Genomic DNA, 11,623 nt, shown 5'->3' with positions numbered 1-11,623 from the left:
ATCCGCGCACGCACATCCATCCGAGGCGTCATGTCCGAAGTCCGAACACTGAGAATGCCGGCGCACTGTGATCTTCGATCGGTCCAGTCGCTCCGGGACGAGATGCTCGCCGCCCTGGACGACACGACGGCGGTCACACTGGATTGCGGCGCCGTCGAGCGCGCCGATATGGCCTTCGTTCAGCTCGTCCTATCGGCCGGGCGGTCGGCGGCACGTCGCGGTTCGTTCCTCGCGTTGGCGAATCGGACCCCGGGTCTCGACGTCGCGTTTCACCGGGCGGGTTTCGATCCGTCCGCCCCGCCTATACCCGCCCTCTGACGCGCAGATCCGGATCACGCCATGGCTACCGTTCTCACGGTCGACGATTCACCGAGCATCCGCCAGATGATCAAGGTCGTGCTGGGACCAGCCGGTCATCGGGTGGTCGAGGCAGGCGACGGCGCGGAAGGCCTCGTCAAGGCCAAGGCCGAGCCGATCAATCTCGTGATCACCGACCTCAACATGCCGGTGATGAACGGGATCGAGATGATCCGGCAGCTCCGGCAGGTGCCCGCCTGCACAGGCGTGCCGATCCTGTTCCTGAGCACCGAGTCGGACGAAGGCATGAAGCAGCAGGACAAGTCCGCCGGCGCCACCGGGTGGATCACGAAGCCGTTCAAGCCGGAGCAACTCCTCGCAGTGGTCGCGAAGTTGATCCGCAGCTGAGCGGGGCCTGTCGCAAACCCGCGGTATTCGCCTTCTCGGCCGGAGGTCCGGCGCGCGTCTTGTATTGGGAGGGCGCCCGCAATCCGATCCGCCATCGCCGCCCTGCCTGCGCGGGACTGCTTCGATGACGGTCGGCCGCGGGCGTGCCGCGCGCTGGCGGTGGACAAGGCAATCTCCGGGTTCAGCACCACGGCGATCACAGTTCTGGCGGCTCCCGCCTCGGTCGGCGCGTCCGGGATGCCGTCGATCGCCTGGCGCCCGACTCCGGTATTCGCGTGGGGCGAACGCCGGTAGCCACAGCGGCAGGACGACAGGGCGGGCGACCCCAAGCGATACGGGGTGTTCCCGCTTCAGGGCGTATCCTGCCCGCCCCCGGGTGCCGCGCCCCTGTCACGTGCCTTGAGTGCATCCGCGAAGAGGCGGGCCACATCGCGATGGAACGCCGCCCGCGAATCGGGCCGCGTGTAGAACATGTGCCCACCCGGATAGACCGCCAGATTCAGGCGGCCGTTGGCGTAGGCCGGGACCTGCGCGAGCAGGAGTTTCGAGGCGAAGTACGGAGTCACCAGATCGGTGAAGCCGTGCGCCACGAGGACGCGCAGCCGCCCGTCGAGGGCCAGCGCGCCCTTGAGGTTGGACAGCACCTCCGGCGCCTGCCGTCCCGAGCCCCAGCTCCAGCCGTGGTTCACGGCGTTGCTCAGGAGCTCGTAGCGCATGTTCGGCACGGGCCATTTCAGCGTCCGGGCATACAGGTCGAGCATCGCGCTGGTGAGCGGCGCCTGAAGCGCGGTGAGTTGTGGATCTTCGAAGCTCGATTGCGCGGCGTCCGGGTTCGGGTCCCAGCCGGTGATGCCGGTGTCGTAGGCGCTGGCGACGCGGCCCTCGGCCCGGTCGATCTCCCGCTGGACGCTCCGCGTCGACAGCCGGGCCGCCTGGGCCCGCACGAGCGCGGCGTCGAGCCCGACCAGGGGCGCCACCTTGTCGGTCATCCGCGCCACTGCGGCGGCATCGGACGGGCCCTTCAGCAGGTCCGTCAGGTAGGGGCCGGAGGCGTAGGCCTCGGCCTCGCCGAGAAGGGCCGGGGTCGGCACGGTGCCCTTCCGCTCCAGCGCTCCGGCCGCGAGGGACGGGAGCTTGAGCACGTAGCCCCACGGATTGGCGCGGGGCGTCTCCAGCCATCCGAAATCCAGCACCGGCGAGAGCAGCACCATCCCGGAGAGGCCGACGCCGATCTCCTCCTGCAGCTTCTCGGCGATCAGGGGCCCCCGGAAGCCGCCGTAACTCTCCCCGACGAAGAATTTCGGCGCCGCCATGCGGTCGTTGATCCGCAGATAGCGGGCGATGGCCGCCGCCAGCGTCGAGGCGTCGGAATCGACCGACCAGTAGGCCTTGCCGTTGCCGTCCGCCGCGCGGCTGTAACCGGTGCCGACCGGATCGATGAACACGAGGTCGGTGAAGTCGAGCCACGTGCCGTCGTTGGGCGTGAGCGCCACGGCCTGCGACGGGCTGATGCTGTCCGTGCCCGTGGGCAGACGCCAGGGGCCGATCGCCCCGATGTTCAGATAGGCCGAGGCCGCCCCGGGGCCGCCATTCACCGCGAAGGTGACGGGTCGCGTGCGCCCGGCCTCCGGCGCCATCGTGTAGGCCACGTAGGCGATCTCGGCCTGGAGCTTGCCGGACTCGTCGACCAGCGGCAGGCTGCCCGCGGTGGCGGTGAAGGCGAGGCTCCGGCCATCGGGCAGCGTCACGCTCTGCTGCGTCACCGAATCGGGCGGCAGGCGGCGCCCCTCCGGGCCGCGCGGGGCCTGCTTGGATTCCGCCTGGGGATGGCCGTGCGGGGCCTCCTGGGCGCCGAGCGGCGGGCTTGAGCCCAGCGCCAGGGCGAGGCCGAGTGCGGCGCCGGCAAGTCGTCTGCTAAGGGTCACGGTCACGCCTTCTTGTTCCAGCGGCCCGAATCGTCCTGCTGCCAATAGGCGACCGCGTGGCCCGCCTCCTTGGCCTGCTTCCACTGCTCGCGGGCGCGCAGCAGCGCGTCCTGATCGGTCCCGTCGAACAGGATGCAGATCCGCGCGTAGGCATCCGCATCCGGCGGGAGATCGGCGCCCTCCACGAGGAAGCGGATCGAGGCCGCGTTGGGATTGACGTCCCGCAGGGTCAGCACCACCGGCTGGCTCCCCGCGTCGGGCTCGCGGTCGGTGCTGTGGGGCAGGAAGCTCTCGTCGGAATAGGTCCAGAGGTGGTCGTCGAGCGCCTGAAGGCGCTCCTCGCTGGCGGCCTGGATCGCGGCCTGCCAGCCGCGGTCGAGGGAACGCTCGACGAGGTTCGGCAGCACCTTCTCCAGGGGCTGTCGCTGCATGTGGTAGAACAGGATCTCGGTCACGGCGGCAGGCATATAGGGTCCCGCGCGCCGGCGCGAGGAGCGGCGCGCCGCCGCGGCCTCAGACCAGCCGGCTCTGCTCGATCGCCGCGCCGACGAACCCCTTGAACAGCGGGTGCGGCTCGAAGGGCCGCGACTTCAGCTCCGGGTGGAACTGCACGCCGATGAAGAACGGGTGCCCGACATGCTCCACCGTCTCGGGCAGGAGCCCGTCCGGCGATACGCCCGAGAAGCGCAGACCCTGGGCCTCCAGTCGCTCGCGATAGGCCATGTTGACCTCGTAGCGGTGTCGGTGCCGCTCGGAGATCTCCGCGGACCCGTAGATCTGCGCGATCTTCGATTCGGGATCGAGCTTCGCCTCGTAGGCGCCGAGCCGCATGGTGCCGCCGAGATCGCCGGCGGCCGCGCGCCGCTCCAGCTCGTTGCCGCGCAGCCACTCCGTCAGCAGGCCGACCACGGGCTCGGCGGTGTCGCCGAACTCGGTCGAATTGGCGTCCGGCAGGCCGGCGAGGGAGCGCGCCGCCTCGATCACCGCCATCTGCATGCCGAAGCAGATGCCGAGATAGGGGATGCGCTTCTCGCGGGCGAAGCGGGCCGCGCGGATCTTGCCCTCGGCGCCCCGCTGGCCAAAGCCCCCCGGCACGAGGATGCCGTTCAGGCCTTCCAGGAACGGCGCGGGGTCCTCACGCTCGAACACCTCGGCCTCGATCCATTCGAGGTTGACCTTCACCCGGTGGCTGATGCCGCCATGGGTCAGGGCCTCGGTAAGCGACTTGTAGGCGTCCTTCAGCCCCGTGTACTTGCCCACGATGGCAATCGACACCTCGCCCTCGGGATTGCGCACCCGCTCGGCGATGGTGCGCCAGCGGCTGAGGTCCGGCTCGCCGCCGTGCTCCAGCCCGAAATGGCCGAGCACCTCCCGGTCGAGGCCGGCATTCCGGTAGGACAGCGGCACCTCGTAGATCGACGCCACGTCGCGCGCCTCGATCACCGCCGTCTCGCGGACATTGCAGAACAGCGCCAGCTTGCGCCGCTCGTCGACGGGGATGTCCCGGTCGCAGCGGCAGAGCAGGATGTCGGGCTGGATGCCGATGGAGCGCAACTCCTTCACGGAGTGCTGCGTCGGCTTGGTCTTCAGCTCGCCCGCCGACGGGATGTAGGGCAGCAGCGTCAGGTGGACGTAGCAGCAGGTGCCGCGCGGCAGCTCCTGGCCGAGCTGGCGGATCGCCTCGAAGAACGGCAGCCCCTCGATGTCGCCCACCGTGCCGCCGATCTCGACCAGCACGAAGTCGAACGCGTCGTTGCCGTCGAGGACGAAGTCCTTGATGGCGTTCGTGACGTGGGGAATCACCTGGATGGTGGCGCCGAGGTAGTCGCCGCGCCGCTCCTTGGCGATGATGTCCTGATAGATCCGGCCCGTGGTGATGTTGTCGGCCCGGCTCGCCGGCACGCCGGTGAAGCGCTCGTAATGGCCGAGGTCGAGGTCGGTCTCGGCGCCGTCGTCGGTGACGAAGACCTCGCCGTGCTGAGTCGGGCTCATCGTGCCCGGATCGACGTTGAGATATGGGTCGAGCTTGCGCATCCGAACCCGGTAGCCGCGGGCCTGGAGCACCGCCGCGAGGGCCGCCGAGGCCAGTCCCTTGCCCAGGGAGGAAACCACGCCGCCGGTGATGAAAACGTACCGCGTCATGGGCCTTGATCCATAGAGAAGGTGCCGGCGTTTGCCAAACACCAATGACCCCGGCCCGTGCGAGGGCTGGGGATCGCTGGACGCATGGACGGGCCGGCCGGGGCCGGTCCGTCAGGGCTCGCGTGAGTCGTCGGGCCGCGCGGTCAGCGCGACTGCGGCGCGTCCGGCACCGTCGGCTGGGCCGGAGCCGCGGGCGGCGCGGCAGGCTGAGCGGGGGCAGGCTGAGCGGGGGCGGGCTGGGCCGGCGCCGTGGCTGGCGCCCGGTCCTGCTGCTGGCGCAGCGTGTCGAGCAGGTTGTCGGCCCCCGTCGGCTGCTTGGCGGGCTGGCCCGCGCTCTGCGGTGCGCCGGTGTCGAGGATCGACTTCGGCGCCTGCGAACGGTGCGACATGACGGCCAGCAGCAAACTGGTGGCGAAGAACAACGCCGCCAGGATGGCGGTGGCCCGCGTGAGGGCGTTGGCCTGGCCGCGGCCGGTCATGAAGCCGGCCACGCCGCCGCTGCCTCCGCCGCCGAGTCCGAGGCCACCCTCGGAGCGCTGCAGCAGCACGACGCCGATCAGCGCGAGCACGATGATGAGGTGGACGACGATCAGGACGGTCTGCATCGGTGTTCCGGAAGCGTACTCTGGTCCGCGCGTCGCTCCCCGAGGGCCGGCCGCAGGACCGGAAGGCGGGCGCGCAGGCGGCCGATGCGCAGGACAACAGCCACAGATGATCCCGGGCGCATACACCAATCGGGGTCCGGCGCCAACTCGCTGATCGGCCCGCGCCTGTCACGCGCATCCCTCGCGCCGGCGCGCCCGCTGTGCTCTGTCTGATGCGGAGGACGGATCTCACAAACCACCGTCCCATCCGGGAAGGACGCCATGCCGATCTCACGCCGCGCCGCGCTCGCCGCCGCCCTCGCAACATCCGCATTCATGGACACAGCGCTCGCCGCCGGGCAGCCCGGCGATCAGAAGGACGCCGTCGAGGGGCAGGTCGATGCCCTGACCAAGGCCATCCTGGCCGGCGACGGAGCCGCCCTCGACGCGCTCACCCTCGACGGGCTCAGCTATGGCCATTCGAGCGGCCTCGTGCAGGACAAGAAGGCCTTCATCGCGCCGCTGGCCAGCAAGCGCCAGACCTTCCCGAGCATCACCCTGTCGGACCGCTCGGTCTCGATCGTGGGCGACGATGCGATCGCCCGCCACGTCTTCACCGGCGAGGTGGTGACGGACGGCAAGTCCGCCCCCGTGCATATCGGCGTCCTGCAGGTCTGGCACCGCGACGGGGATCGCTGGCGCCTGCTCGCGCGTCAGGCCTTCAAGATCTGAGGTCGGCTCTCAGTACTTGGCCGGGACGTGCATCTCCGGCGGGATCGGCGCGCGGATGTAGTCCGCGTGCCGGACCCGATCGGGCAGCTGCACGGGCGGATGATCGACCTCGCCGTGGGGGATCTGCTCCAGCAGGTGGCTGATGCAGTTGAGCCGCGCGCGCTTCTTGTCCACCGCCTCGACCACCCACCAGGGCGCCTCGGGGATGTGGGTGCGCATCAGCATGTCCTCCTTGGCGCGGGTGTAATCCTCCCAGCGCCGCCGGGATTCGACATCCATCGGCGAGAGTTTCCACTGCTTCAGCGGGTCGGTGATGCGCATGTTGAAGCGCAGGGCCTGCTCCTCGTCGGTGATCGAGAACCAGTACTTCAACAGGATGATGCCGGAGCGGACCAGCATCCGCTCGAACTCGGGCACGGAACGGAAGAACTCCTCCACGTCCGCCTCGGTGCAGAAGCCCATGACGCGTTCGACGCCGGCGCGGTTGTACCAGGACCGGTCGAACAGCACGATCTCACCGCCCGCCGGCAGATGCGCGATGTAGCGCTGGAAGTACCACTGGGTGCGCTCGCGCTCGTTCGGCGCGGGCAGCGCCGCAACCCGGCAGACGCGGGGGTTCAGGCGCTGGGTGATCCGCTTGATCACGCCGCCCTTGCCGGCCGAATCGCGCCCCTCGAACAGCACGACCACGCGCAGCTTCTCGTGCTGGACCCAGTCCTGAAGCCGGACCAGCTCGTGCTGGAGGCGCAGCAATTCATGGAAGTAGAACCGGCGGTCGAGGCCGGATCCGGCGGCGCCTTCGAGGCTGTCGAGGCGATCCTCCTCGAAGCCGAGCTCGATCTCCTCATCGTAGCTGTCGAGGATCTCGCGGCGGATCGTCTCCAACAGAGCGGGGTCGGCGGGGGAATGGGCGTCCGTCATGATCCGAATCGCGGGTGGTGGAACACCGCGACCGTTAAACAGGATCGTGTGACAGCCCCGAGAACCTTGCGCGGGACCTCGGTGGGACGTCCGGCGAGCGTCCTTCTGCCTTCACGTGTAGGCGGAACAGATCCCGAGGAAATCCTCCGCCACGAGGCTCGCGCCCCCGACCAGCGCCCCGTCGACATTCTCCACCGACAGGAGCTCCCGGGCGTTGCCCGGCTTCACGGAGCCGCCATACAGGATGCGGATCTTCTGCGCCTCGTCGCCCACGAGCTTGTCGAGCATCTCGCGCAGCGACGCATGGACTTCCGCGATGTCGCGCGGGGTCGGGGTCCGGCCCGAGCCGATCGCCCAGACCGGCTCGTAGGCGATCACCGTGTCGGCCGCAGTGGCGCCCTTCGGCAGGCCGATGGCCAGCTGGGCGCGGACGATGTCGAGCGCGCGGCCCTGCTCGCGCTCCTCGATGGTCTCGCCCACGCAGATGATGCCGCACAGGCCGGCCCGCCGGGCCCCGAGCGCCTTGGCGTGGACGCCGTCATCGGTCTCGTGGTGGTAGGCGCGACGCTCGGAATGGCCGACGATCACGTAGCGGGCCCCGAGATCGGCCAGCATCTCGGCCGAGATCGAGCCCGTGAAGGCCCCGTTCGGCCGGGCGTGCAGGTTCTGGCCGCCGATGGCGATGGGCGAACCGGCCGCCGCCGCCACGCAGGCGCTGATCAGCGTCGCGGGCGGGCAGATCAGCACGTCGATTCGCTCGGCCAGCGCCGGGGTGAGGCCGTTGCGGATCGCCTCGACCACCTGGATCGACGCCCGCGTGCCGTTCATCTTCCAGTTGCCGGCGACCAGCGGTCTGCGACCCGACTGCGTCATTCCCGTCCCGCCTCGCTTTTGCCGTTCGCAAGTTGCCGCGGCCTACCAGAGCGAGCTTGAGCGTGCAAACCGCGGCAGACAGCGGAGCCTTTGCCTGTGGACGCGAATGGTCTATCGCGGTCGCCTTTCAGGACACGCGCCGGCCCGGCGACGGGGCGGCCGCCGCAGGTATCCAAGCGCAGATCATGCTTCAGGGCATCCGCAACGCCAGCCAGCACTGGCTCGGCAAGATCGTCTTGACGATCATCTTCACCCTGCTCATCGCGGGCGTGGGGATCTTCGGTGTGGAAGAATTCTTCCGCGGCGGCGCCAGCAATCAGGTGGCGAAGGTCGGCAGCACGCCGATCACCACCGAGCAGGTGCGCCAAGCCTACCAGAACCAGCTGCAGCGCTATCAGGCGCAGCTGAAGCGTGCGCTCACCCCCGATCAGGCGCGGATGCTCGGCCTCGACCGGCAGGTGATGGCCCAGCTGATCACCGAGGCCGCCCTCGACCAGAAGACCCACGACCTCGGCCTCGCGGTGCCGGATTCGGCGGTGATCCGGGCGATCCACGACGAGAAGAGCTTCCAGAACGCGCAAGGCCAGTTCGAGCCGCAGCTGTTCTACCAGACGCTGCAGCGTGCCGGCCTGAACGAGGGGATGTTCGTGCGCGAGCAGCGCTCGGTGATCGCCCGGCTGCAGCTCGCCGAGGCCGTTTCGTCCGATCTGCACGTGCCGGTGGCCCTGCGCGAGGCGGTCCACCGCTACACCACCGAGCGCCGCGCGGCGTCCTACCTGATGCTGACCCCCTCGACCGCCGGCCAGATCCCGGATCCGACCGAGGACGAACTCAAGACCTGGTACGAGGCCAACAAGTCTGGCTTCCGTGCCCCCGAGTTCCGGTCCGCAAACCTGCTGGTGGTCGATCCGGAGGCCATGGCCAAGCCCGACGCCATCAGCGACGCCGACGCCCGCGCCGCCTACAATCTCAACAAGGAACGCTTCGGCAGCCCGGAGAAGCGCACGATCCAGCAGATCGTCTTCCCCGATCACGCCGCCGCCGAGGCGGCCCGCAAGGCGATCGAGGATGGCTCCAAGACCTTCGAGGCCGTCGCGACCGAGCGCGGCACCGACGACAAGGACCTCACCCTCGGGACGCTGAGCAAGGCCGAGCTGTTCGACACCACGGTGGCCGACGCCGCCTTCGCGCTGCCGGAGAATGGGGTGAGCCAGCCGGTCCAGGGCCGGTTCGGCACGGTGCTGCTGCGCGTCACCAAGATCAAGCCCGGGACCGTGAAGCCGTTCGAGGAGGTCGAGGGCGAGATCCGCAAGGGCCTGGCGCTCGCCCGTGCCCGCGACGCCATGGAGACCACCCGCGACGCGATCGAGGATCAGCGCGCCGGCGCCAAGCCGCTCACCGATATCGCGGCCGAGCGGAACCTCAAGCTGATCACCGTGAAGGCCGTGGATCCGAACGGCAAGGATCCCGAGGGCAAGAAGGTCACCGACATCCCGGATGCCGACACCACGCTGCCGGCCCTGTTCCGCGCCGAGATCGGCGGCGACAACGAGCCCCTGCGCACCAAGGCCGGCGGCTACGTCTGGTACGACGTGACCAACATCGATCCGGCCCACGACAAGCCGCTCGACCAAGTGAAGGACGGCGTGAAGGCCGGCTGGACCGCCACCGAGATCGCCAAGCGCCTGCAGGCCAAGGGGCGCGAGCTGGTCGAGAAGGTCAACAAGGGCGAGTCCATGGAGGACGTCGCCAAGGAGGTCGGCGTCAACCTGCAGGACGCGCAGGATCTGACGCGCAACCAGGCCAAGGACATGCTGACCGCCGATGACGTGAACCTGATCTTCGCGACGCCGGTGGGCAAGGCCGGCACCGCGGCGGCGAACGATTCCCGCGCGGTGTTCAAGGTGACGTCCGCGACGATGCCGGCCTTCGTGGCCGACAGCCCGAGCGACCGGACGGTCAGCCAGAACTTCCAGGCCGCCCTCGCCGACGACGTGCTGTCCGAGTACATCACCGAGGTCCAGAAGAACGCCGGCGTGACGGTCGATGCGACGGCCCTGCGCCGGGCCATCGGCGGCGAGTATTGAGGCGATGGCCGAGGCTTCCGATTACGCGGCCTTCGCGGGGCGCTACGAGGCCGGGCAGCCGAGCGTCATCGCCCTGAGCCTCGTCGCCGATCTCGAAACGCCCGTCGCGGCCTTCCTCAAGCTGCGGGCGCGGCATCACGGGCCGGCCTTCCTGCTCGAATCCGTCGAGGGCGGCGCCGTGCGCGGGCGCTACTCGATGATCGGCCTCGATCCGGACCTGATCTGGCGCTGCCGGGACGGCGCGCCGGCCATCGCCCGTGGCGCCGACCTAACCGCCTTCGAACCCGACGACCGGGCGCCGCTCGCGAGCCTGCGCGCGCTCATCGCCGAGAGCGCCATCGGTGACGAGGGCCAGGACCTGCCGCCCATGGCGGCGGGCCTGTTCGGCTATCTCGGCTACGACATGGTCCGCGCCATGGAGCGGTTGCCGGAGCCGAATCCCGATCCGCTCGGCGTGCCGGACGCGATCCTTGTGCGTCCGCGCGTGATGGTGGTGTTCGATTCCATCCGCGACATCATCACCGTGGTCTCGCCGGTGCGGCCTGCCGCCGGTATCACCGCCCGCGCGGCCTACGAGGACGCGTTGCAGCGCCTCGACCGGGTGGCGGAAGCCCTCGAAGGGCCGCTGCCGATCGAGGCGCGGATCGACCTGTCGGCGGTCGCCCCTCCCGAGCCGGTCTCGAACACGACGCCGGACGACTTCTTCGCCATGGTGGCGCGGGCCAAGGAGTACATCGTCGCGGGCGACGTGTTCCAGGTGGTGCTGTCGCAGCGCTTCTCGGCGCCGTTCACCCTGCCGGCCTTCAGCCTGTACCGGTCGCTCCGGCGCACCAACCCGGCGCCGTTCCTCTGCTACCTCGACTTCGAGGCCTTCCAGATCGTCTGCTCCTCGCCGGAAATTCTGGTGCGGGTGCGCGACGCGATCGTCACGGTCCGTCCGATCGCCGGCACCCGCCGCCGCGGCGCGACGCCGGCCGAGGACGTGGCGCTCGCCGAGGAGCTGCTGGCCGACCCGAAGGAGCGCGCCGAGCACCTGATGCTGCTCGACCTCGGCCGGAACGATGCCGGCCGGGTCTCGCGGATCGGCAGCGTGCGGGTGACGGATTCGTTTTTCATCGAGCGCTACAGCCAGGTGATGCACATCGTGTCGAACGTCGAGGGCGACCTCGATCCGCGCCACGATCCCCTCGACGCCCTGGCGGCGGGCTTCCCGGCCGGCACGGTCTCCGGCGCCCCGAAGGTGCGGGCGATGGAGATCATCGACGAGCTGGAGCGGGAGAAGCGCGGGCCGTACGCCGGCTGCATCGGCTATTTCGGTGCGCGGGGCGAGATGGATACCTGCATCGTGCTGCGCACCGCGGTGGTGAAGGACGGGCGGATGCACGTCCAGGCCGGCGCCGGGATCGTGTACGATTCCGATCCGGCCTCCGAGCAGCAGGAATGCGTCAACAAGGCCAAGGCTTTGTTCCGGGCCGCCGAGGAGGCGGTGCGGTTCGCGGCGCAGGCGAAGCGGGGGCAGTAGGCACATGGGCTGATGAGCCGCTTCGCGGCTTGTTTTGTGCCGGATCCCGGATCAGGTTCCGCTGTCGCTCCACCTGTCCGGGAAAAGGGGCGGAGCAGAATGAAGCGCCGACCCTTTCCCGGGCGCATGCAG

At 69.7% G+C, this 11,623-nt stretch carries 11 protein-coding genes; 5 read left to right on the top strand and 6 right to left on the bottom strand.

Features of this window, described 5'->3' with window-relative positions:
• Positions 1-30 precede the first annotated feature (30 nt).
• On the top strand, positions 31-318 hold the full coding sequence (locus tag AAHG09_RS01475; protein ID WP_342104844.1) for an STAS domain-containing protein: 288 nt from the start codon (positions 31-33) through the stop codon (positions 316-318).
• A 21-nt stretch (positions 319-339) separates the two neighbouring features.
• A complete protein-coding gene (locus tag AAHG09_RS01470) occupies positions 340-705 on the top strand; it encodes a response regulator (RefSeq protein ID WP_342104841.1) in 366 nt (121 codons plus the stop codon).
• Between the two features lie 350 nt (positions 706-1,055).
• Here AAHG09_RS01470 and AAHG09_RS01465 read toward each other — a convergent pair whose 3' ends face one another.
• From AAHG09_RS01465 to secG, 4 genes are all read right to left on the bottom strand, one after another.
• On the bottom strand, positions 1,056-2,630 hold the full coding sequence (locus tag AAHG09_RS01465) for a S10 family peptidase (RefSeq protein WP_342105453.1): 1,575 nt from the start codon (positions 2,628-2,630) through the stop codon (positions 1,056-1,058).
• Between the two features lie 2 nt (positions 2,631-2,632).
• Positions 2,633-3,085, bottom strand: coding sequence for a DNA polymerase III subunit chi (locus tag AAHG09_RS01460; protein WP_342105452.1), 453 nt, complete (start codon positions 3,083-3,085; stop codon positions 2,633-2,635).
• A 58-nt stretch (positions 3,086-3,143) separates the two neighbouring features.
• On the bottom strand, positions 3,144-4,772 hold the full coding sequence (locus AAHG09_RS01455) for a CTP synthase (protein ID WP_342104838.1): 1,629 nt from the start codon (positions 4,770-4,772) through the stop codon (positions 3,144-3,146).
• Between the two features lie 143 nt (positions 4,773-4,915).
• Complete coding sequence (gene secG / locus AAHG09_RS01450) at positions 4,916-5,377, bottom strand: preprotein translocase subunit SecG (RefSeq protein WP_342104835.1); 462 nt, start codon at positions 5,375-5,377, stop codon at positions 4,916-4,918.
• Positions 5,378-5,638: 261 nt separating this feature from the next.
• Here secG and AAHG09_RS01445 point away from each other — a divergent pair, with 261 nt between their 5' ends.
• Entirely contained in the window at positions 5,639-6,088 is a 450-nt protein-coding gene (locus tag AAHG09_RS01445) for a nuclear transport factor 2 family protein (protein WP_342104833.1), read from the top strand.
• A gap of 9 nt (positions 6,089-6,097) precedes the next feature.
• Here AAHG09_RS01445 and ppk2 read toward each other — a convergent pair whose 3' ends face one another.
• Together ppk2 and tpiA are read right to left on the bottom strand one after the other, a co-directional pair.
• On the bottom strand, positions 6,098-7,009 hold the full coding sequence (gene ppk2 / locus AAHG09_RS01440) for a polyphosphate kinase 2 (RefSeq protein ID WP_342104831.1): 912 nt from the start codon (positions 7,007-7,009) through the stop codon (positions 6,098-6,100).
• A 111-nt stretch (positions 7,010-7,120) separates the two neighbouring features.
• Positions 7,121-7,882 carry a triose-phosphate isomerase gene (gene tpiA, locus AAHG09_RS01435; RefSeq protein WP_342104828.1) on the bottom strand — a complete coding sequence of 254 codons (762 nt, stop codon included), beginning with the start codon at positions 7,880-7,882 and terminating at the stop codon, positions 7,121-7,123.
• 185 nt (positions 7,883-8,067) lie between these two features.
• Here tpiA and AAHG09_RS01430 point away from each other — a divergent pair, with 185 nt between their 5' ends.
• Together AAHG09_RS01430 and trpE are read left to right on the top strand one after the other, a co-directional pair.
• A complete protein-coding gene (locus tag AAHG09_RS01430; RefSeq protein WP_342104825.1) occupies positions 8,068-9,969 on the top strand; it encodes a peptidylprolyl isomerase in 1,902 nt (633 codons plus the stop codon).
• A gap of 4 nt (positions 9,970-9,973) precedes the next feature.
• Positions 9,974-11,491, top strand: a complete 1,518-nt coding sequence (trpE, locus tag AAHG09_RS01425) for an anthranilate synthase component I (protein ID WP_342104823.1) — start codon at positions 9,974-9,976, stop codon at positions 11,489-11,491.
• The last annotated feature ends 132 nt before the right edge of the window (positions 11,492-11,623 follow it).

This window comes from Methylobacterium guangdongense (assembly GCF_038442355.1).
GTDB lineage: Bacteria > Pseudomonadota > Alphaproteobacteria > Rhizobiales > Beijerinckiaceae > Methylobacterium > Methylobacterium guangdongense.
The sequence above is the reverse complement of the archived record's forward strand: the minus strand, read 5'-3'. Positions and strand labels throughout refer to the sequence as shown.